The sequence below is a fragment of the Pontibacter sp. SGAir0037 genome, from assembly GCF_005491705.1.
GTDB lineage: Bacteria > Bacteroidota > Bacteroidia > Cytophagales > Hymenobacteraceae > Pontibacter.
Genome location: NZ_CP028092.1, coordinates 3,300,128 through 3,321,046, shown reverse-complemented (window position 1 = coordinate 3,321,046; position 20,919 = coordinate 3,300,128). Strand labels below are relative to the sequence as shown.

Sequence of the window (20,919 nt, the reverse complement as noted above, 5' to 3'; positions counted from 1 at the left end):
TTTAATGTAGTAAGTTCTTTTGCAGAGGCTTCACAGAAAGAGATGTGGGTGGGTACCGATGGAGGAGCATTAAACCTGCTAAATAAGCAGACGCATCAGTTTGTGCGTTATAATCCCGATCCGCAATACCCAGAGAATTCATTGCTAAACTATTCGGTGCTGGCACTGCTGAAAAGTAAATTTAACGACCATGTCTGGATTGGTTTGTATGGAGGTGGCCTAAACCGTTTTAATCCGAAATTATACGAGTTTAAGTATTTCAGAGCAGGCGAAGGGGCAGATAAGCTCAGCAACGATAATATTTATGCGCTGTTGGAAGACAGGAAAGGGAACATTTATGTTGGCACTAACGGTGGTGGACTAAATATCCTGGACTATAAAGCAAATGTTTTCAGGAAGCATCGCTATAATCCGGATTATGCTGATAGCCTTAGCAACGATTATATAAGAGCCCTGCTGGAAGACAAACAGGGCAATATATGGATTGGCACAGCCGGAGGTGGAATAAACATGTATGACCCCGATACCGGAAAGTTCGTGAGGCTGGACCGGGAAACCAGCGGAATTGGCAGTAACGTTGTCTTTTCTATTTTCGAAGACAGCAAAGGAAACATCTGGGCCGGGGCTATGGGCGGCGGGCTCAACAAATATGATAAAAAGACAAACAGCTTTGTCTCTTTTAATGAAGCAGATGGCCTGCCAAGCAATACCGTTAATTTTATAACAGAAGATGCAGCAGGCTTTTTGTGGTTGAGTACCAATAATGGGATATGCCGGTTTGATCCTGCTGCTAAGAAATTCAAAAGCTTTGGGGTGTACAATGGCTTACCGGGCACAGAGTTTTTACCGGGCGCCGGTTTTAGAGCAAGTACCGGAGAAATCTACTTTGGAGGAAGCAATGGTTTTAGTGTGATAAAGCCGGACAAACTGCCTGAAAACAAACACATACCTCCTGTAGTAATCACAGATTTCCTGTTGTTTAACAAGCAGGTGCAGATTGGTGCGAAAGATTCTCCTCTAAAGCAGCATATTAGTTTAACAGACACAATAGAGCTGGCTTATGGGGAGGATGTGCTCTCTTTTGAGTACGCATCTCTGAATTTTACCATTCCGCAGTTAAACCGTTATGCTTACATACTGGAAGGGTTTGACAAAGACTGGCATTATGTAGGCTCGCAACGCATTGCTACCTACACAAACCTTGATCCGGGAGAATATGTTTTCCGGGTGAAAGCTTCGAATAACGATGGCGTCTGGAATGAAGAAGGCACATCTGTGCGTATTATTATTCGTCCTCCTTTCTGGATGACCTGGTGGTTCCGTGTTATAGCCGGCATTCTGTTTATCTGGCTGATGGTGCTGATTTATCGGTTTAGGGTAAAAGTAATTGAAGAGCAGAAGCTTGAACTGGAGAAGCAGGTGCAGTCCCGTACGGCAGAAATAAATCAGCAGAAAGATGAGCTGGAGAGCCAGGCTGCCAACCTGAGTGAACTGAACAGGCAATTGCTTCGTCAGAAAGAGCATGAAGAAGCGGCCCGGAAAGAAGCGGAAGCAGCCAGGCGGGAGGCTGAAATTGCAAACCAGGCAAAGAGTGTTTTCCTGGCCACGATGAGCCACGAAATCCGCACTCCCCTGAATGGTGTGCTTGGCATGGCCTCGCTGCTTGCCCAGACAAATCTCAACGCAGAGCAACGGAACTATATCGAAATAATTAAAAGCTCCGGAAAAAGCTTGCTGTCAGTTATAAGCGATGTGCTGGACTTTTCTAAAATTGAATCGGGTAACCTGGAACTGGAACAGCAGGAGTTTAACCTGCGGGCTTGTGTTGAGGAGTCGCTGGAGATGTTTGCAGGCAAGGCCTTTGCGCAGCATATAGAGCTTTTATATGAACTAGCGCCTAATGTGCCGGAGCAGATAACAGGCGATAGTGTACGGCTAAAACAGGTGCTGGTAAACCTGATCAGCAATGCTGTGAAATTTACCTCACAAGGTGAGGTTCTGTTACGGGTACTTGCTGCAGATCAGGGGGCTGGCAAAACAGAACTTACTTTTGAAGTACATGATACCGGTATTGGCATACCTGCCAGCAAGCAGGAATACCTTTTTAAACCTTTCTCACAAGTAGATTCCTCTACAACACGTAAATATGGTGGCACAGGGTTGGGACTTGCCATTACAAAGCGGCTGGTTGAGCTAATGAACGGTAATATTTGGGTGGAAAGCAAACCTGGGCATGGCTCCTGCTTCCGTTTTACAGTGCAGGCTGCCAGAGTGGGGGCTTCAAAAGCAGAAGAGCAACATATACCAGAAGTCCTGATAGGCAAAACGGTACTGGTGGTATGTGGGCATGAGCGTTTACGTTCTATTATAGCAAGCCAGCTGCGAGCCTGGGGGCTGAAAACGCTGGAAGCCAGTTTGGCAACTGAAGCTCTGGCAACAGACGAAGTATATGATCTGGTAATTACAAATATCTCCTTACCCGATTATGACGGGGTATGGCTGGTAAAGAAGCTGAAAGGGAGAGTGCCTGTTATTCTTTCCAGCCCACTGGGAGAAGAACTATCTGCGGCTGATCAGGCACTTTTTTGCGGTGTTGTGCCAAAGCCGGTGCGTTATTCGCAGCTGTTAAACCAGGTAGTAACGTGCCTTCGTGCCAGGGTGCAGGAAAAGGTAGAGGAGGAAGTGCAAGAAACATTAACTGAGCATTTCGCTTCTGCTTATCCTCTCCGGATACTGATAGCAGAAGACTACCCGATTAACCAGCTTTTCGCACAGATGGTTCTTGAGAAACTTGGTTACCAGTGGCTGTTAGCCGAAAACGGGGTAGAAGTACTACAGCACCTGCAGGAACAGCACCTTGATGTAATTCTGATGGATGTACAGATGCCGGAGGTGGACGGGCTGGAAGCAACGCGCCTGATTAGAGCTGGAGGTGGCAGGCAGCCTTATATTATTGCCACCACTGCGAATGCTATGCCGGAGGATGAGCAGGAGTGTATGCTGGCCGGTGCCGATGCCTATATCAGTAAACCCATCGATCTGGACGATCTGATGGAAGCACTGAAAAAAGCTTTTTCCGCATTGAAAAAGAAAGTAAGTCTGGAGGACGATAGGGCAGGACATTAATCTAACAGCTATAAAAGCATGGCTGCTACCTCTGATAAATATAATGAGTCCGCTAATGATCAGAACCTGGAGGCAACAAACCTGCTGACTTTCTGACCCAGCCGGATAAATGGTCGTTCGTAAAACTGAAAGATGAACAGGCTGCTGATGACGGAAACGATAGTAGCAAGAAGCATAAAAAGCAAGGGAGAAGCAACCACAGCATCAACTTTAGCCTTTACAAGCTCATTATATACGATTGGGTGCAGGAGATAAAGCGCATAGCTGATTTCCCCTAGTTTTACCAGCAGTATATTAATAGGTGCCGGAAACTGAACTGGTAGCTTATAGATGCTAAAGCATATAAGCATGCAAAGGCCAGCCAACAGGAAGCGGTTGCCCTGGGCAACTAACACAGCAGTTTCTCCGCTGAACGGCAGAAAAATAAAAAGCAAGATGGCTGCCAGCAGGGCAGAGGCTAGGGCAAGCGTGTTATATCTTTTCGCTTTTGTAAAATAGCCGATGGCAAATCCGCCAAAGAACAGGAATACCTGGTTCAGCGGATTCGTATAATCGCGCCATTGTTTAGCCAGGGAAATGTTGGGGTCAATTTTCTGAAACGCAAAGTAGCAAGCAACTGCTACAGTCACACAGCCAAATAAGCTTAAGGCGATGCGGTTGTATCTTCCAAGAAATATAAAGAAAGGAAAGAGCAGGTAAAAAGTAAGTTCATTACCGATTGACCAAACACCTACACCAATAGCCTTATCCCAGTCAAGCAGGCTAAAAAGGCCGGTATAGTTTAAAAATATATCCCACCAATCCGGGAGGTTAGGTTCCCGGATCAGGTATACCGTGAATACTACCCAAAGGAGCGGGAAGAGCCTGAAAAGGCGCTTTATATAGAAGTCTGCTATAGGTTGTGCCTCAGGCCTTAGCCTGTCTTCATACACATGGTAGAGCGTCAGGCCACTCAGCACATAAAATATAGCTACACCGTAAATGCCTACGCGCCCCCAGAAGCTGCCAGCATCAAAATTACCAAAAATCCAGCTTTGATAGTGATACAGCAAAATGCCGAATGCAGCCAGCCCTCTTAAGTAGTCCAGGGAGCTGATTCTGCTTTGTTTGCTAAGGGGGCTGGAGTGCACCACTACTTCGTGTTGTATTGGTTCATGGTACGCTCTAAGCCTATCGTTCCGAAGGCAATAACAGCCTCGGCTGCTTTTTCTATCAATGTTTGTAGCTCTATCTGTTCATCGTTGCTGAACTTGCTGAGTACATAATCTACTTGTTTTCCCTTGCTAAAAGCGTCGCCCACACCAAAGCGCATGCGGGGGTAATTATTATGCCCGAGTGTTTGCTCAATGTGCTTGAGGCCGTTGTGGCCGCCGGCGCTTCCTTTCATCCTGATCCGAATCTTTCCGAAAGGAATGGCGATGTCATCGGTGATCACCATCAGTTGTTCTACTGGTAGTTTCTGGCTGCTTAAGTGGTGGCCGACTGCTTTGCCACTCAGATTCATGTAAGTGGTGGGCTTTACCAGCACAAAGGTTCTTCCTTTGGTTTTTATTTCTGCTGTAAAAGCGTGACGGTCGGAGCTAAAATTGCCATCATATTTCTGAGCCAGGTAGTCGAGCACCATAAAGCCGATGTTATGGCGTGTTTCAGCATACTCAGGCCCAATGTTACCAAGCCCTACAATGAGGTATTTCATAGATATATCTTCAAAAGTAGCTGGCTCATCTGCTGATAAGCCAAACCACTGTTTTATAGTTTGCAACATGGTGTTAATAGCAGCTGGATGATAGGCTTCTACGATGATACCAGGCTTTTAGGATCCTGTTATCAGCCTCTAAACTAAAGCATGATCACATAATATCTATAGCCTGACACCTTCTATCTAACGTCTGCCGGATCAAATTTAACAAAAAATCCTGCCCTACTCGGAGCAGGACAGGATTTTTGATGCTTTTAAAGCAGGGTAGATTACTTCTTACCGCCGCGAGCTTCTTCCATTTGTGCACTCTTAAGAGCACGAGGAATAGTAACAGTTGCTACTGGTGCAAGTGGGTTGGTAAGGATTTCGTAGTTACCAGTTTTAATCTTACTAACTTTGATAGACTTACCAAGCTCAAGCTCAGAAATGTCAACTTCGATTGCATCTGGCAAATTAGCCGGAAGAGCTTTTACTTTAAGCTTACGCAGCTTTGTAACAAGCTTACCACCCAGGATTACACCAGGTGAGTTACCTACAAATTTAACAGGCACCTCAAGTTTAACAGGCTTGTCATCCTGTAACTGAAGGAAATCTACGTGCAGTAATTGTTCGTTTACTGGGTGGAACTGCACATCCTGCATGATAGCTCTATAATGAGCACCTTCGATATTCAGGTCTACTTCGTATACTTCTGGAGAATAAACTAAGTCTCTGAACAGGATAGCTGGTGCATAGAAGTGAACTTGCTCAGCGCCGCCGTATAATACACCTGGTACATAAGACTCACTACGCAGCTCTTTAGACTGCGTCTTGCCGAGATTTGCTCTTTTAAACCCTATAATCTCTAAAGTTTTCATAAAAATGAATTTGTTAAATGTTTTGAGGGTGCAAAGGTAAAGAATTTTTTGTATTGGTAATTAGTAACTTGTAATTATTTATATAAACAGGGAACTGATTGACTCGTTTGTCACTACGTTATTAATAGCACGGGCAAATAACTCAGAGAAGGAAAGAACTTTGATTTTCGAGCACTCCTGCTTAAGTGGTATAGTGTCTGAAACAACCAGTTCTTCCAGCACTGAATTCTCGATGCGCTCATAAGCCGGTCCTGAAAGAACAGGGTGTGTTGCAATAGCTCTAACAGATTTGGCTCCTTTCTCTTTCAGTAGCTCCGCAGCCTTAGTGATTGTGCCTGCCGTATCTACCATGTCGTCTACCAATACCACATCCATTCCCTCTACATCACCGATTACCTGCATAGAGGCTATTTCGTTGGCTCGTTTACGATGCTTGTCGCACACGACCATCTCAGCTCCAAAATTTTTGGCAAAGGCCCTTGTTCTAACCACACCACCCACGTCTGGCGATGCAAAGATCAGGTTGCTGCCCAGGTTCAGGCTGCGCAGGTAAGGCACAAAAATAGCAGAGCCATCCAGGTGATCTACAGGTATGTCAAAAAAGCCCTGTATCTGGCCTGCATGCAGGTCGCAGGTCATTAAACGGTCAGCGCCGACAGATTGTATAGCATTAGCCACTACTTTTGCACCTATCGATACACGAGGTTTGTCTTTACGATCTTGGCGGGCAAGGCCATAGTAAGGCATCACGACAATAACTTTGTGAGCGGAGGCACGCTTTGCTGCATCTACCATCAGCATGAGCTCCAGCAGGTTATCAGCCGGTGGAAAAGTAGATTGAACAATAAATACTTCTGCGCCGCGAACAGATTCATTTAAATGGGGTGCTATTTCTCCGTCGCTAAAGTGCTGCAGGGTAGCATCGCCAAGTGGCTGACCATAAGCATTTGCAATCTTTTCGGCCAGGTAACGGGATGCGGAGCCGGAGAAAATCTTAACGTGTGGCATAGTGTTGCTAAAAGGGAAATGGTAAGTTTAGTTTGCTATGCCTGCAAAGCTACCAAAAAATAGCGATTTGCCACTCCTTATCTATCTATATTTTAGAAAGTTATAAAAGCCACAAAAAGCAAAAAGGGATAACACAAAGTAGCTGTGTTATCCCTTTTAAGTTGTCCGACCAGGTTTCGAACCTGGACTCTTCTGAACCAAAATCAGACGTGTTGCCAGTTACACCATCGGACAATCTCTACTAAACTTTGGAGTTTGTTACCCCTTTGTCGTTTGATGATGCAAAGATAGGCAGGCGATTTTAATCCGCAAACTTTTCCTGCAAAATTTTTTAAATATTTTAATCTAAAATCTGCTCCAGCGCCTTGTCATAGTGCTTTTTGGCAACTTTTAGCCATGGGAAAGCGTGCCGTCTATCTAGCAGTTATGGCCTGTAGAAGTATCTAACGGAGTGAATTTCACTTGCTTATTTTGAAGCTTTTGCCCAAAAGCCGCCTGTTGTTCTGGACTAACTGAAACTACAGCCCGGCTCTGACTGTTTTTGAATAAGGATGCGTCTTTTCCGAAATTTTTAGCGGTCTCAATATCGAGCTTAAGCTCTCTTGGTATGGCAGATTTCAGCAGTGCAATATATAAACCTCCGGTTGCCACATCGTAAGCCGACTGAATTAGTTTTTCAGATATCGGTTCTTCTAAAGCAGCCTGTAGCTGCAGTTGTTCTCCTATGCTAAATTTAAGGAATAGGCGAAAGCTCTACATGGTAGTATTATAATAAAGGGATTAGAGTAGTAGGAAATTACGGGCTAAGTGTACAGCTCAAATGCTCTTTTTATGTCTTAAGCATAAAAAGAGCGACATCTGGGGGCTTACATAAAGATGCAGGCACCTTTATACCTAATTTATATGAAAAAAATAGCTGATTTTCTGCTGCTTTGCTGTCACATCTTGAACCGTTATGCGTAAAGAAATCTGCTTTTATAAAATCTCTTTTAGCCATGATGACTACGCATTCCGAAATTATTACCACTACATGCGGCCGACAACTCGATTTAAGTAATACAGAACTTGTCATTGAGCGTTCTAACAGCCTGTTTAGCTATAACATACATAAGCTGACCACAGGAGAGTATGTGATAGCGGAGAAATTTTACGCGAACCCCTTTAACAACAGGTATATTTTGCTAAACGACGACCAGATCGAGATGCTGAAGAACCTCTGATTGTTCAACACTAAATTTTATATGCCTGCCTGGCAAGCAACTTCCAGGAGTTATTTTGTTTTTGCCAGATGAGCATAACACCTATCTTAACGTTGCCGGGGATGCCGCCGTCGTTTGTCTGCGCATCTAGTTGGTGTCGTACAATGGCAGTACTGCCCACAACTTTTATAGTTTGATTAGACAGTTCGAGCGTTACGAAATCAGATTTTCCGCTTACTATCGATTCTACAAAGGCTGCCTTGTCTTTTATTGTGCCACTGGAGTGCCCGTAGCTAAGTTCTGCGGCCGCCATATTTTCAAGCTGCTGTTTATTTGCATCTACCATGGCTGTTCTTAACTTTTCTACAGCGCTTGCCACTTCTTTTTCTTCTCTGCTTTGAGCAGTAGCGGCAAGAGTTATGCAAAGGAAGAGCAGAAGAAGGGATAAGTTCTGTTTCATAGATGTACCGGACTAATCCTGGTTAAAGAAAAGGGTGTAAAGAACTAATTTATACAAATTAATACATCAAACAAAAGAGGGTTGAAACTGATAGAATGCAGTTTCAACCCTCTTTTGTTTACCTGAAGCTATTTCTATTCCTCTTCAGGCCTTGCAGAAATCCTGCTTTTAGAGATTCCTGTGTTCTCTGTTTCCCTGTTGATTTCAGCAATATCCACTGTTTGGGAATAATCGCCTAGCAGGTGTTTTGTAAAATAATCGCCCATCAGCCAGAAGAAATACTCTGTCATGTCGCCAAAGGCATGCCGTTGCCCTGGCATCAGCATAAAGTCAAAGCGCTTATTGGCCTTTATAAGTGCGTTCGCCATCCGAATAGTATTGGCAGGATGCACATTATTGTCTACATCGCCGGTAACAAGCAGTAAGTGCCCTTTCAGGTTCTTCGCCAGATCGGGGTTCTTATCGATGGCATACTGAAAAGTGGTATCTCCTTTCGGAGAAATTATTTCTTTTACACCATGATGCTTCTCGCTCCACCAGCGGTTGTAGATGTTGTTTTCGTGGTTGCCGGCTCCGGATACAGCTACTTTAAAGAAGTCAGGGTATACCAGCATGGCGGCAGTAGACATAAAGCCACCTCCCGAATGCCCTGTTATACCTACACGGTTAATGTCGATGTAGCGGTAGCGGTCAGCAAGTTGTTCAATGGCCGCTTTTTTGTCGGCCAGGCCATAATCGCGCAGGTTGCCGTAGCCGTAGGTGTGGTACCATTTGGAGCGGGCAGGGTGGCCGCCACGGTTACCCACTGTAATAACAACAAAGCCAAGCTGAGCCAGGCGGTCTATGCGGTCCATGCTTCTGCCAAAAGATTTGTTGACCGCCTCCGTTTGCGGACCTGGGTAAACATAGGCAATAACAGGGTAGGTTTTGGTGGAGTCGAAATCGAATGGCTTGTACATTACCCCGTAAATGTCAGTTACGCCGTCATCAGCTTTCACCTGGAACGGTTCCGGGAATTTATATCCCGTTGTCATCAGGCGTGAAAGGTCGGCCTTTTCCAGGTCCATCAGCTTACGGCCTTTGCTGTTATATAAGGCAGAGACCGGAACTGTGTTTACTCTCGAAGCTGTATTTATAAAGAATGTGTTTGCGTCGTTCATGCTCACATTGTTATCAAAGTTGCCTTTGTTAAGCAAGGTGAGGCCCGTTCCATCCAGTTTTACACTGTAGAGGTGCATCAGGTAAGGGTCTTCTCCGTTTTCGCGGCCATTAGCTGTAAAGTATAGCACACGGTTTTTCTCATCAATACCTACAATCTCTTCACAGTGAAAGGAACCGGAGGTAATTCTGTTTTTTAGCTTTCCGGCAGCATCGTATAAATAAAAGTGCCCCCAGCCATCGCGCTCCGACCAATGTACCAGTTCCCGGCCATCGTTCACCAAGCCAACGCGCGTTACCTCCACATAGGTGTTAAAGCGTTCGTTAATTACAGGCGTTACAGTACCGCTTGCCAGGTCGTATTGGCAAATATCAATTTTCTTCAGGTCGCGGCTGGTGCGGGTAAAGTAAAATTTGCTGTTGTTGCCGTGCCACAAAAATGGCCTGTGCTCATCGTCACGGTTTTTTTGCAAGGCCGGAGCAGGCCATATAGATAGCTCCTGGTCTTTAAAAGCTGCTGCATTTATTTTGGCTGAAGTTTTAGCTGCTACATCAAATACCAGCATTTCACGCTTAGGTGCTTCTTTTTCGCCCGGCATGTGGTACTTGTATGTTTCAAGAGCTGGTCGGCCTTGTGCCGTATGGTGTATTACCCAAAGGTCTTTTACCTGTCGCTCATCTGTTCGGATCATGGCAAAATGCTTCGAATCAGGCGACCAGAGTATTTGCGCTGGCTTGCGGTCTTTTTTGTTTTTCTCGCGCTCCACGTTAGTTTCTCCCCTGGAGTCGCCGTAGCTGTAAAACTCAACACCATCTTTGGTTAACTGATGCTCTACGATAGTTGTGTCCTTGTCATTTTTAAGGGCCTTTTCGTAGTTGGCCTTATCCATCCAGTATAGGTTAAAGTTACGGGCAAAGACTACCATCGACTGATCCGGAGAAACAGAGGCCCATCGTGGTTTAGCCTTTGGTTTCTCATAATCTTTCAGTTCTTCCAGTTGCTCTGTTTGCAGGTTATACCGGAAAAAGAAAGTTTTCTTTTGTAGTGAATCCGGAGCAGTTTTGTTGGGCCTGTCTTTTTTTACCTCGTCTATCGTGCTTTTAATTTCAAACTGGATGCTTTTTTCATCGTCAGAGAACTTCAGGTTTTCGATAGGGAAGTGCTGGGCATCGAAAGGGTCCTGTACAATCATGGTAACAGCAGATGCAAGTTTATCGGTGTTAAACAGCAACTTTTTAGATTTAGTAGCCGGATCTACTATATACCAGTTTTTGCCATTAGACGTCTCATACTCATACCAGAAGCGGTCGGAGTTCCTGAGCCAGTGCGGATCGAGGTTTGTAGTGAAAATAAGCTTTTGCAGCTTTTTAGGTGAGAAGCGGGAAGCTAACTGGTAATTGCCTTTGGCCGGGGCAGAGGCAGTTGGCTGCGCCCACACACTAAGGCAGGTTAAGGTGGCTAAAAGGGTTAGATAAAGTTTTCGCATCATAAAAGTTAATTCAGCATAATTTATAATGTTACAAGAAAAATAAAGACATTTATAGCATGCAAGGTAAGTAAACCAGTGCGCTGGCAGGCAAGCGCCCCGGCTGAAAAATTTAGCACTGCGGTTTAGACTAAACTTTGATTTGGAAGTTTAAAGAAGGAAGAGCTACTGGCCTGAAAAAAAATTGCTGTAAGACCTTTAGATAAAGGTCTTACTATATGGCAATGAGTAAGTTAAAACTTTTTAATGTCTTATGTGGAATTACCAGATTTATGCATTAGTTTTGCACCCTGAAATAACTCCATTACAATAGTTAATCAATATATAAAGTCAAATGGCGAATATTGGCAGAATTACCCAGGTTATTGGTCCGGTTGTGGACGTTAGCTTTGTGGGTGAAAATAGTAAGCTACCAAATATTTTGGATGCCCTGCAAGTAACGAAAGACAATGGCCAGGTAATCGTTCTGGAATGTCAGCAGCACCTTGGTGAAGACCGTGTACGTACCATCGCGATGGACTCTACAGAAGGTTTAAGCCGTGGTGTGGAAGTACTTGATCTTGGTGCTCCAATTAAAATGCCGACAGGCGAAGGCATTAAAGGACGTCTTTTCAATGTAATTGGGGAGGCTATAGACGGTATTGCACAGCCTGTGAGCACTGGTGGTTTGCCAATCCACAGACCTTCGCCACGTTTCGAAGACCTTGCAACTTCTTCTGAAGTTCTTTATACAGGTATCAAAGTAATCGATCTTATCGAGCCTTATGCAAAAGGTGGTAAAATCGGTTTGTTCGGTGGTGCCGGAGTAGGTAAAACAGTACTTATCCAGGAGCTGATCAACAACATTGCGAAAGCACACGGTGGTCTTTCTGTATTTGCCGGTGTAGGTGAGCGTACCCGTGAAGGAAACGACCTGCTTCGTGAGATGATCGAGTCCGGAATTGTACGTTACGGCGAAGAGTTCTTAGAGTCGCTTGAGCACGGCGGATGGGATCTTTCTAAAGTGGATACTGCTGCACTGGCTGAATCTAAAGCAACATTCGTGTTTGGCCAGATGAACGAGCCGCCAGGGGCACGTGCCCGTGTAGCGCTTTCTGGTCTTACCATGGCGGAATATTTCCGTGACGGTGAGCCAGGTGAGAGTGGTGCTGGTCGCGATATCCTGTTCTTCGTAGACAACATCTTCCGTTTCACGCAGGCGGGCTCTGAGGTATCGGCTCTACTTGGCCGTATGCCATCTGCGGTAGGTTACCAGCCAACACTGGCAACTGAAATGGGTGCCATGCAGGAGCGTATTACGTCTACAAAACGTGGCTCTATTACTTCGGTACAGGCTGTTTACGTACCTGCCGACGACTTAACTGACCCTGCTCCAGCAACAACCTTTGCTCACTTGGATGCAACAACGGTACTTTCCCGTAAAATCTCTGAGCTGGGTATCTACCCTGCAGTGGACCCGCTGGATTCTACATCCAGAATCCTTACTGCCGACATTGTAGGTGCAGAGCATTATAATACAGCACAGCGTGTAAAAGAAATTCTGCAGCGCTACAAAGAGCTTCAGGATATCATTGCTATCCTAGGTATGGATGAACTTTCTGACGAAGACAAGCTGGTAGTACACAGAGCACGTCGTGTACAGCGCTTCCTGTCTCAGCCGTTCCACGTAGCAGAGCAATTTACAGGCCTTAAAGGTGTGTTGGTTGATATCAAAGACACCATCAGAGGCTTTAACGAGATCATGGACGGTAAGCATGACCACCTTCCTGAAGCTTCTTTCAACCTGGTAGGTACTATCGAGGATGCAGTAGCCAAAGGTGAGAAAATGCTTGCCGAAGCAAGATAGTTTTAATTAGTTCTGAGTCCCGAGTTCTGAGTTTTATGACTCTAACTCGTGACTCAGAACTCAGAACTCAAAGAAATGTATTTAGAAATAATCACACCTGATAAAAAGGTATTTGCCGGTGAAGTGGAAGCTGCTCAGTTTCCTGGCACAAATGGGTCTTTCGAGGTTTTAAACTCGCATGCTCCACTTGTAAGTACATTGGAGAGAGGCAGGCTTCGTATCACAACCAAACAAGGGCAAGAATTCTTTACTGTAGATGGTGGTGTGGTGGAAGTGCTGAACAATAAAATTATTGTACTTGCTGAATCTGTAGTTGAGTAAGAGTACCATCTAACATAAAAAACAGCAGCGCCTTCTGTTCTGATAGAGCAGAAGGCGCTGCTGTTTTCAGAGCTTGCCAAAGAATTTGTGCCGTGTGCCGCTCCTCCTTTCAATTTCCTTCTTATATTTAGCTAATCTATTTTAAACAGATATGTCTATCATCAAGCCAAAAACCACTCCCATATACCAAACATCTGTTTTTACTTTTGAAGATCTGAACGAGCTGGAGCTTTACTTTGAGGAGCCAGGGCAACATTATATGTATACCCGGCATGGTAATCCTAATTCAGATGAACTGGCAGAAGAGATTAATAAACTGGAAGGTGGGGCAGGAGCAATTGTAACATCTTCGGGTATGTCGGCTATACTTGCCGGAATACTGGCCTATTGCCAGGCAGGCGATCATCTGCTTTGCGCCGAAGAAATTTACGGAGGATCATCTGCCCTTATTTTACAGGAGCTTTCACGTTTAGGTATCTCCGTTTCTTTTGTGCCCAACGAAGAGCTGTATGCGCTGGATGCCTATGTGAAGCCGGAAACGAAGATGTTGCTTGCCGAAACCATGAGTAACCCTCTGCTCCAGGTAATGGACATTGAACAGTTGGCGCAAGAGACAAAGCGGGTTCATATAAAACTTTTAGTTGACAATACCTTTGCTACTCCGGCAGTAGTTAAGCCGCTGGAGTTAGGAGCTGATATAGTAATCCATAGTGTCACAAAGTATCTTTCCGGGCATAGTGATGTAACAGCTGGTGTGGTGATTGGTAAAGAAGAGGCAGCTTATCTGCGGGCAAAGCAAATTGTGATGGTATACGGTTTAAACCTGAGCCCTTTCGAAAGTTGGCTGGCAGCCAGGGGGCTGAAGACATTGCACCTGCGTATGCGGCAACACAGCAGCAACGCCTTAACCATAGCCAGATTTCTGCAGCAGCATCCGAAGGTAAGTCAGGTGTGGTATCCGGGCCTGCCGGAGCACCCGCAACATCAGGTGGCCAGCAAGCAGGGGCGCGGCTTATTCGGTGGAATGCTTTCTTTCAGAATCAGCGATACATTAGAAGACGTGAATCACTTTATGCAATCGCTGGAGCATATCCCGTTTGCGCCATCTCTGGCGGGAGTTAGTACTTCTATCTCTTCGCCTTTGCGCACCTCTCACCGTTCCCTAACACCCGAAAAGCAGCAGAGATTAGGTATCACGCTGGGTGTAATACGTTTGTCGGTAGGAATTGAAGAGCCGGAAACACTGATTGCTGACCTGAAACAGGCGCTGGATAAAATCTGAAACGATGGTCACCGTGGGGACCTAAGCCTGAATTCCTGACAGAGCTTTAGAAATGCTGTTTAAAGAGCCATTAGGGGTAGTTAATACAGCTAATGGCTCTTTAAATATGCCGGTACTTAATATACTTCAGGCAACACTTTCTTCAGCACCTGCACTACTTTGGCCAGTTCTTCTTCGGTTAAACTGCTGCTGGAAGGAAGGCAAAGCCCTCTTTCAAATAGCTTTCCACTCAGGTTGTCGCCGTAGTAGGCAGCTTGTTGATAAAGTGGTTGCAAGTGCATAGGCTTACACAGCGGCCTAGACTCAATGTTATGCTCCTCCAACTCCAGCCTAAGGTTTTCAGGTGTCTTTCCTGTTTCAGGATGAAGCAGTACAGTTGTGAGCCAACGGTTAGAAAAGCAGTTCTTAGGTTCAGGCAAAAACTCTAACCCGAAGCTTTCCAGGTTTGCCTTGTAGTAGTTGTATATTTCTCTGCGCTGCTGTACACGTTTTTCCAGTACCTCAATCTGGCCGCGTCCGATTCCGGCACTCACGTTGCTTAAGCGGTAGTTATACCCTAGTTGAGAGTGCTGGTAATGCGGAGCATCTTCTTTGGCCTGATTTGCCAGGAAGCGAGCCTGATTAGCTGTTTCTTCGTCGGGCGTTACCAAAGCTCCTCCGCCTGAAGTCGTAATGATCTTGTTTCCATTAAAGGAAAAAATGCCAATGCGCCCGAAGGTGCCAACCTGGTGGCCACTGTAACGGGAGCCTAAAGCCTCAGCAGCGTCCTCGATAATCGGAATGTCATACTCTTCGGCAATAGCTACTATTTTTTTTAGCTTGGCAGGCATTCCGTAAAGGTGCACCAAAATAATACAGGCAGGTTTTTCACCGGATTTCATGCAATCCTCTATCGCTTCGCGCAAGGTATCCGGGCACATGTTCCAGGAATTAGCCTCACTCTCTACAAAAACAGGCGTTGCACCCATGTATAATATAGGGTTGGCCGCTGCTACAAATGTAAAGGTAGAGCAAATAACTTTATGACCAGGTTGTACGCCTAATAAGCGTAATGCTAAGTGTATAGCTGCTGTCGCAGAACTTAATACTACAGCATGGCGGGCATTTGTGTGCTGGCAGATGTCGTGCTCAAATCCAGCCAGATTTGGTCCGGCAGTTGAAACCCAATTGTCTTCAAGTGCTTTTTGCACATAGTTCTTTTCGTGTCCGCCCATGTGAGGAGCTGATAAGAAAATTCGGCCAGGCTTATAATGCATGTGTCTGTTATGTTTTGAAGGAGCACCTGAGGCGCTTCGTTTCGGGTGCTGTTTATGGTAGTATGTTAGGTATAGGCCAATGCTGTTACATTTACCATCACATCGGCACCTCACAATACGCCTCTTTCTATTTTCAAGTTTTCCCGAAGGCTTTAAGAGCTAAGGAAACCTGGTTACAGGCTCTAAAGCGACAACCTAACTAATTATGTGTTAATTTCCCAATGCGGTTTAAAATTAATCAGAGCTTGCTTCACCTCTTTTCTTAATGTAAAGTTGTTTAATGAGGTTTATAGGTAAACAGCTTATTTTAGAAAGGCAAACGGGATTTCAATCTCTTAGCGGCTGAGTTCCTTTAAACTTACTGGTGGTGGCATGGCCTTCCAGGTTTACACCTCTGCCATGCCATACCTGTTTTATGCTTTTAAAAAGTATAAGCGTATCGGTTTTAAAAGAAATATGTTCCACGTACCACAAATCGAGTATAAATTTTTCTTCCCAGGAAATAGCGTTTCGGCCGTTAACCTGTGCCCAACCCGTTATACCGGGCCTCACCTCATGCCGCCTTGCCTGATCGGCAGAATAAAGAGGCAGGTACTCCATTAGGAGCGGTCGTGGCCCGACTAAGCTTACATCTCCGCATAGCACATTGTACAGCTGCGGCAACTCGTCCAGCGAGGTTTTTCGTATCCACTTGCCGATAGGTGTAAGCCTTTCCCCGTCTGGTTTAAGTTCTCCCAGAGCGTTGCAGGCATCAGTCATGGTTTTAAACTTATAGATGTAGAAAGGCTTTCCAAGCCTGCCGGGGCGTTGCTGCCTGAAAAGGATAGCACCTCTGTTTGCTATGCCTAAACAGATTGCCACACCTGCCAGCAAAGGCAGGCACAGTACCAACATAACCGCAGCTACTATTATATCCAGCAATCGTTTGACAAATTTTACATACATACGTATGGGGTGTTTAATTTAACAGCTTGCTTTACAACAGAAGGCTGGGTACCATAATTCATCCTCTACAAAAGTCTTGCACGTGATGCATGGATACTACTGCCTTCTTATTTACTTTGCAACATAAACAATAATGCTGCTATGCTCGATTTCCCGAATGCAAAATTAAATATTGGTTTGTTTATTACAGAGAAACGTGCCGACGGTTTTCATAACCTGGAATCGTGCTTTTACCCTGTGAAATGGTGTGACGCGCTGGAGATATTACCAGCCGAAGAAGAGCAGTTTTCTATGAGTGGCTTACCTGTGCCCGGCAATCCCGATACAAACCTTTGCCTAAAAGCATATAAGCTGCTTCAGGAAAAATATAACCTGCCTGCCGTGCACATACACCTGCACAAAATTATACCAATGGGTGCAGGCCTTGGAGGAGGGTCTTCGGATGCAGCCTTTACGTTAAAGCAGTTGGACAAGCTGTTTAGCCTGAACCTTAAAGTTGAAGAACTACAGGATTATGCCCGCCGACTTGGCAGCGATTGTGCTTTTTTTGTGAGAAACCAGCCTGTGCTGGCGATAGAGCGGGGCGATGTATTTAACGAGCTGCAACTCGATTTGAGTGGGTACAGCTGCCTGGTTATTTACCCTGGTCTACATATTACCACTGCAGAAGCCTATGGTAATGTGGTGCCAAAGCAGCCCAAAAATTCTCTAAAAGAACTGTTGCAGCAACCGATCGAAAGCTGGAAAGATAGCGTAAAGAACGATTTCGAGGAAGCGCTTTTCCCAAAATACCCGGAGCTTGCGCATCTTAAGGAGCAGTTGTATGCTGCGGGAGCAGTATATGCCTCTATGACAGGCTCTGGCTCTGCTTTGTTTGGTCTGTTTAAAGGAAACGTGCCGGAGAACTTACTTTTCCCCGACCACTACCTCCTCTGGAAAGGACTCCTTTAACTTTCTACGCCGCTCTGCCTGCGCATCCAGGATAGGGTAAATAAACACACTGAGTAGGATAACGCCGGTGCCATAGTAGAATCCGGCAGACATTTGTTCGTTTTCCTTAAAAATAAACCAGGCGAGTACAATGCCATACACAGGCTCCAGGTTTACAGTAAGGTTCATGGCGTATGCCGTAATCCGTTGCATCAGGCGAACAGCCGCTGTATAGGCATACACGGTGCAAACCAGTGCCAGCACCAGCAGGTATACCCAGTCCATCGTACTCAGGCCAAAATTTAATGTGCCGCCTTCGGCAAAAAGGTGTGCGTAAAGCGGGAAAAACAAGCCTGTGGCTATACAGGCACCTGCCATTTCGTAGCAGGTAATGGTGGTGGAGGCATGCACCTTTGCCAGTTTGGCATTAATGATGGTGAATACAGAAGCCAGGAAAGCAGAGCCTACCGCCATTAGAATACCCAGGGCATGATCAAACTCAAACTGGAAAATAATGTACAAGCCAATCATGATGAGCAGGGCAAGCAGAATCTCATGGGGTTTGATTTTTTTCCTGGTAAAGATGGGCTCCAGAATGGCTGTCCAGAGGCTGCAGGTGGCCATGCCCGCCAGGCAGATAGAGACCGATGAAACCCTGGCCGAAGCAAAGAACAGAATCCAGTGTGCCGCTATCATAAAGCCGACTCCCAGTATTTTAAGCACGTTGCCAGTACCCAGCCAAAAAACAGTTTTTCGCCTGTAAATGATAACACCTAATGCTATTGCTGTGATCATGGTACGCAAAAAAACAAGCTCAACAGCTGGTATGCTGATGAGCTTGCCTAGTATGGCTGTAAATCCCCAGAGGAATATGATAAAATGCAGTTCGAAGTAATCTTTCAGACGTGGCATTAACGCGGTATATAACGGTAGAGAACGAAGCCGATTCCTGTAAAAATAACAGTGGGAATCCAGGCTGCATATTGAGGTGCTATGTCGCCAACCTGTGCGAAGCTGCGGCTGGTAATTACAAAAATTATGAATACGAAAGCCAGAAAGAACCCTAGCGCGATTTGCAGTCCAACTCCTCCTCTTGCTTTACGGGCACTCACAATTACACCGATCACGGTTAGAATAATGATGGCAAAAGGATAGCTGAAACGCTCGTATTTTTCTATCAGGTATGTTTCGATGTCATCAGCACCACGTTCTTTTTTCTCAGCTATAAAAGCATTCAGTTCGGGCAGCGTTAATGTCTGCTCCAGTTTATAGGTGCTTTCAAAATCCTTTGGGTGCATGTTCAGGGTTGTGTCCAACGTGGTTCCTTTGTAGATGGTTTCCTTCTCTCCATCAAACGTGCGCAAGGTATAGCTGCTCACATGCCATTTCTCTTTATCCGGCATCCAGGTAACGCTGGGGCTGGAAAGCTTTGTCCGGAGATTAGTGCCGGATATGTTTTCGAGTGCGAAATTATAGCCTATATGGGCATTGTTGTTATAGCTCTCCATATACACATAGGTATTCGGAGCAACCTTCATATGAATATTGCGGCCATCAAAAAAGTAAGGCCCTTTGGTATACTTCACCTGAAAAGCAACACTTTCTTTATTGGCATTTGGTATGATCCAGCCAATTAAGCCGAATATAGCCGCTCCAATGATAGAAGCACCTATTACATAAGGTACCAGCATTCTCCTGAAACTCACACCGCTGCTCAGAATGGCTACAATTTCTGTGTGTGAAGCCAGTTTGGCGGTTACAAAAACGGTAGCAATAAATACGGTAATCGGGCTTAAGATATTGGCATAGTATGGGATCAGGTTGATATAGTAATCAAAAATGATCTCATTATAAGGCACATTGTTCTTGATAAAGTCGTCGTTCTTCTCTGTAAAGTCGATCACACAGATAACCGACACCAGTATCAGCACCACAAACACGAAGGTGGTGAGGAACTTCTTTAAAATATATTTATCGAGCAGCTTCAAACTTCGTTAAATTAAGAGTTAAAAGTTATGAGTTAAGAGTGTAAAAGTATTTCCTACAACAGGACTTGTCTGATTGCAATTTCCCATTAAACTTTTAACTCTTAACTTTTAACTGGCTCGCTAGAGCCTCGTCATTAGTTTCTTTACCATTATGTCTTTCCAGTCGCGGAAAGTTCCGTTTATAATTTGCTCTCTTGCCTGTTTTACCAGCCACAGGTAAAAAGTAAGGTTGTGCACGCTGGAAATCTGGGCTCCCAGCATCTCGGTACTGTGTACCAGGTGGCGCAGGTAAGCCTTGCTATAGAACGTACTTACATAGCCTCCTAGTTCAGCATCGATAGGAGAATGATCGTTTGCCCATTTCTGATTGCGGATATTCACAATACCCTGCGTTGTAAACAACATCCCATTGCGGGCATTGCGGGTAGGCAATACGCAATCAAACATGTCCACACCCAGCGCAATGTTTTCTAAGATGTTGGCAGGCGTACCCACACCCATCAGGTAACGGGGCTTATCGGCAGGTAATATATCGCATACCAGTTCTGTCATCTCATACATCATTTCGGCAGGCTCACCTACCGATAAGCCACCTATGGCATTTCCTTCACGACCGAAGCTTGCAATTGTCTCTGCCGATTTTACGCGCAGGTCTTTGTAGGTGCTACCCTGCACAATCGGGAACAGCGTCTGGTTATAGCCATACTTAGGCTCGGTGCTGTCAAAGCGATCTATACAGCGTTGTAGCCAGCGGTGCGTGCGCTCCATAGAGTTTTTAGCATAAGTGTAGTCGCAAGGGTAGGGAGTACACTCATCAAAGGCCATGATAATGTCAGCGCCGATGGTGCGCTGTGTATCCATTACATTTTCGGGGGTAAAGTTGAGGGTAGAGCCATCGATGTGCGACTTAAACCTTACGCCTTCTTCTTTTATTTTGCGAGTCCCTGCCAGCGAGAAAACTTGGTATCCGCCACTGTCGGTCAGGATAGGTCGGTCCCAGCCATTAAACTTATGCAGCCCGCCGGCATTCTCAAGCACCTCCAGCCCCGGGCGCAGGTACAGGTGATAGGTATTGCCAAGAATGATCTCGGCTTTTATATCTTCTTTTAATTCGCGCTGGTGCACTGCTTTTACTGTGCCTGCTGTACCAACTGGCATAAAAATAGGGGTTTCTATAGAGCCATGGTCGGTTTGTACCACACCTGCACGAGCTTTCGACTGCTTATCTTGGGCTAATAATGTAAATTGCATAGTTTAAAATTCAGGGGCTACTCTCGCAAGAATAACGCCACAAATAAGCTGCTCTACTTTAAATGCAGCTGGTATCAAGGTTAATTTAAAATAATCGGCAAAGATA

General features: G+C 45.3%; 18 protein-coding genes and 1 tRNA gene. 6 read left to right on the top strand and 13 right to left on the bottom strand.

Translation table 11 applies throughout. The features are described from left to right. Nucleotides 1-42 precede the first annotated feature (42 nt). Nucleotides 43-3,126, top strand: coding sequence for a response regulator (locus tag C1N53_RS13450; RefSeq protein ID WP_137759798.1), 3,084 nt, complete (start codon nt 43-45; stop codon nt 3,124-3,126). A gap of 59 nt (nt 3,127-3,185) precedes the next feature. On the opposite strand, the gene C1N53_RS13445 is transcribed toward C1N53_RS13450, so the two are convergent. From C1N53_RS13445 to C1N53_RS22570, 6 genes are all read right to left on the bottom strand, one after another. Continuing rightward, nucleotides 3,186-4,259: an acyltransferase gene (locus C1N53_RS13445; protein ID WP_168194033.1), complete on the bottom strand. Its 1,074-nt coding sequence runs from the start codon at nt 4,257-4,259 to the stop codon at nt 3,186-3,188. Then, nucleotides 4,259-4,822 carry an aminoacyl-tRNA hydrolase gene (gene pth, locus C1N53_RS13440; RefSeq protein WP_137761505.1) on the bottom strand — a complete coding sequence of 188 codons (564 nt, stop codon included), beginning with the start codon at nt 4,820-4,822 and terminating at the stop codon, nt 4,259-4,261. The genes C1N53_RS13445 and pth overlap by 1 nt, the downstream gene beginning before the upstream one ends. Nucleotides 4,823-5,094: 272 nt before the next feature. Next, nucleotides 5,095-5,682, bottom strand: coding sequence for a 50S ribosomal protein L25/general stress protein Ctc (locus C1N53_RS13435; RefSeq protein WP_137759796.1), 588 nt, complete (start codon nt 5,680-5,682; stop codon nt 5,095-5,097). Nucleotides 5,683-5,760: 78 nt separating this feature from the next. Next, on the bottom strand, nt 5,761-6,690 hold the full coding sequence (locus C1N53_RS13430) for a ribose-phosphate pyrophosphokinase (RefSeq protein WP_137759795.1): 930 nt from the start codon (nt 6,688-6,690) through the stop codon (nt 5,761-5,763). A 161-nt stretch (nt 6,691-6,851) separates the two neighbouring features. Then, nucleotides 6,852-6,924 (bottom strand) — tRNA-Gln (locus C1N53_RS13425). Between the two features lie 595 nt (nt 6,925-7,519). Beyond that, nucleotides 7,520-7,687 carry a hypothetical protein gene (locus C1N53_RS22570; RefSeq protein ID WP_168194032.1) on the bottom strand — a complete coding sequence of 56 codons (168 nt, stop codon included), beginning with the start codon at nt 7,685-7,687 and terminating at the stop codon, nt 7,520-7,522. On the opposite strand from C1N53_RS22570, the gene C1N53_RS13420 reads away from it, so the two are divergent. After that, on the top strand, nt 7,686-7,910 hold the full coding sequence (locus C1N53_RS13420) for a hypothetical protein (protein WP_137759794.1): 225 nt from the start codon (nt 7,686-7,688) through the stop codon (nt 7,908-7,910). The genes C1N53_RS22570 and C1N53_RS13420 overlap by 2 nt on opposite strands. A gap of 10 nt (nt 7,911-7,920) precedes the next feature. Here the strand turns inward: C1N53_RS13420 and C1N53_RS13415 are convergent, their stop codons facing one another. Together C1N53_RS13415 and C1N53_RS13410 are read right to left on the bottom strand one after the other, a co-directional pair. Further along, nucleotides 7,921-8,349 (bottom strand): nuclear transport factor 2 family protein, encoded by a 429-nt coding sequence (locus C1N53_RS13415; protein WP_137759793.1) that lies wholly within the window; start codon nt 8,347-8,349, stop codon nt 7,921-7,923. Between the two features lie 134 nt (nt 8,350-8,483). Continuing rightward, complete coding sequence (locus C1N53_RS13410) at nt 8,484-10,994, bottom strand: DPP IV N-terminal domain-containing protein (RefSeq protein ID WP_137761504.1); 2,511 nt, start codon at nt 10,992-10,994, stop codon at nt 8,484-8,486. 334 nt (nt 10,995-11,328) lie between these two features. On the opposite strand from C1N53_RS13410, the gene atpD reads away from it, so the two are divergent. The 3 genes from atpD to C1N53_RS13395 all read left to right on the top strand — a co-directional run bounded on the left by atpD (nt 11,329) and on the right by C1N53_RS13395 (nt 14,443). Continuing rightward, a complete protein-coding gene (gene atpD / locus C1N53_RS13405; protein WP_137759792.1) occupies nt 11,329-12,840 on the top strand; it encodes a F0F1 ATP synthase subunit beta in 1,512 nt (503 codons plus the stop codon). A 75-nt stretch (nt 12,841-12,915) separates the two neighbouring features. After that, on the top strand, nt 12,916-13,161 hold the full coding sequence (gene atpC, locus C1N53_RS13400; RefSeq protein WP_137759791.1) for an ATP synthase F1 subunit epsilon: 246 nt from the start codon (nt 12,916-12,918) through the stop codon (nt 13,159-13,161). A 151-nt stretch (nt 13,162-13,312) separates the two neighbouring features. Beyond that, nucleotides 13,313-14,443: a PLP-dependent aspartate aminotransferase family protein gene (locus C1N53_RS13395; RefSeq protein ID WP_137759790.1), complete on the top strand. Its 1,131-nt coding sequence runs from the start codon at nt 13,313-13,315 to the stop codon at nt 14,441-14,443. A 116-nt stretch (nt 14,444-14,559) separates the two neighbouring features. Here C1N53_RS13395 and C1N53_RS13390 read toward each other — a convergent pair whose 3' ends face one another. Further along, a complete protein-coding gene (locus tag C1N53_RS13390; RefSeq protein WP_305790898.1) occupies nt 14,560-15,657 on the bottom strand; it encodes a DegT/DnrJ/EryC1/StrS aminotransferase family protein in 1,098 nt (365 codons plus the stop codon). Nucleotides 15,658-16,026: 369 nt separating this feature from the next. Next, the gene (locus C1N53_RS13385) at nt 16,027-16,644 is read right to left on the bottom strand and encodes a sugar transferase (RefSeq protein ID WP_137759788.1); all 618 of its coding nucleotides are present in this window, start codon (nt 16,642-16,644) and stop codon (nt 16,027-16,029) included. A 141-nt stretch (nt 16,645-16,785) separates the two neighbouring features. On the opposite strand from C1N53_RS13385, the gene ispE reads away from it, so the two are divergent. After that, nucleotides 16,786-17,595: a 4-(cytidine 5'-diphospho)-2-C-methyl-D-erythritol kinase gene (gene ispE / locus C1N53_RS13380; protein ID WP_137759787.1), complete on the top strand. Its 810-nt coding sequence runs from the start codon at nt 16,786-16,788 to the stop codon at nt 17,593-17,595. Here the strand turns inward: ispE and C1N53_RS13375 are convergent. From C1N53_RS13375 to tgt, 3 genes are all read right to left on the bottom strand, one after another. Next, the gene (locus C1N53_RS13375; RefSeq protein ID WP_137759786.1) at nt 17,551-18,486 is read right to left on the bottom strand and encodes a DMT family transporter; all 936 of its coding nucleotides are present in this window, start codon (nt 18,484-18,486) and stop codon (nt 17,551-17,553) included. The two genes, ispE and C1N53_RS13375, sit on opposite strands and share 45 nt — an antisense overlap. Continuing rightward, nucleotides 18,486-19,562, bottom strand: a complete 1,077-nt coding sequence (locus tag C1N53_RS13370; RefSeq protein ID WP_137759785.1) for an LptF/LptG family permease — start codon at nt 19,560-19,562, stop codon at nt 18,486-18,488. Before C1N53_RS13370 ends, C1N53_RS13375 begins: the two co-directional genes overlap by 1 nt. 120 nt (nt 19,563-19,682) lie before the next feature. After that, nucleotides 19,683-20,813, bottom strand: coding sequence for a tRNA guanosine(34) transglycosylase Tgt (gene tgt, locus C1N53_RS13365; protein WP_137759784.1), 1,131 nt, complete (start codon nt 20,811-20,813; stop codon nt 19,683-19,685). Between the last annotated feature and the right edge of the window lie 106 nt (nt 20,814-20,919).

Excerpts from the sequence above, each read along its gene's own strand:
- C1N53_RS13415 (WP_137759793.1), bottom strand. The coding sequence starts at position 8,349 with ATGAAACAGAACTTATCCCTTCTTCTGCTCTTCCTTTGCATAACTCTT.
- atpC (WP_137759791.1), top strand. The coding sequence starts at position 12,916 with ATGTATTTAGAAATAATCACACCTGATAAAAAGGTATTTGCCGGTGAA.
- C1N53_RS13430 (WP_137759795.1), bottom strand. The coding sequence starts at position 6,690 with ATGCCACACGTTAAGATTTTCTCCGGCTCCGCATCCCGTTACCTGGCC.
- C1N53_RS13435 (WP_137759796.1), bottom strand. The coding sequence starts at position 5,682 with ATGAAAACTTTAGAGATTATAGGGTTTAAAAGAGCAAATCTCGGCAAG.
- ispE (WP_137759787.1), top strand. The coding sequence starts at position 16,786 with ATGCTCGATTTCCCGAATGCAAAATTAAATATTGGTTTGTTTATTACA.
- C1N53_RS13390 (WP_305790898.1), bottom strand. The coding sequence starts at position 15,657 with ATGGGCGGACACGAAAAGAACTATGTGCAAAAAGCACTTGAAGACAAT.
- C1N53_RS13385 (WP_137759788.1), bottom strand. The coding sequence starts at position 16,644 with ATGTATGTAAAATTTGTCAAACGATTGCTGGATATAATAGTAGCTGCG.
- C1N53_RS13375 (WP_137759786.1), bottom strand. The coding sequence starts at position 18,486 with ATGCCACGTCTGAAAGATTACTTCGAACTGCATTTTATCATATTCCTC.
- C1N53_RS13450 (WP_137759798.1), top strand. The coding sequence starts at position 43 with ATGTGGGTGGGTACCGATGGAGGAGCATTAAACCTGCTAAATAAGCAG.
- tgt (WP_137759784.1), bottom strand. The coding sequence starts at position 20,813 with ATGCAATTTACATTATTAGCCCAAGATAAGCAGTCGAAAGCTCGTGCA.
- atpD (WP_137759792.1), top strand. The coding sequence starts at position 11,329 with ATGGCGAATATTGGCAGAATTACCCAGGTTATTGGTCCGGTTGTGGAC.
- C1N53_RS22570 (WP_168194032.1), bottom strand. The coding sequence starts at position 7,687 with ATGGCTAAAAGAGATTTTATAAAAGCAGATTTCTTTACGCATAACGGT.
- C1N53_RS13420 (WP_137759794.1), top strand. The coding sequence starts at position 7,686 with ATGATGACTACGCATTCCGAAATTATTACCACTACATGCGGCCGACAA.
- pth (WP_137761505.1), bottom strand. The coding sequence starts at position 4,822 with ATGAAATACCTCATTGTAGGGCTTGGTAACATTGGGCCTGAGTATGCT.
- C1N53_RS13395 (WP_137759790.1), top strand. The coding sequence starts at position 13,313 with ATGTCTATCATCAAGCCAAAAACCACTCCCATATACCAAACATCTGTT.
- C1N53_RS13410 (WP_137761504.1), bottom strand. The coding sequence starts at position 10,994 with ATGCGAAAACTTTATCTAACCCTTTTAGCCACCTTAACCTGCCTTAGT.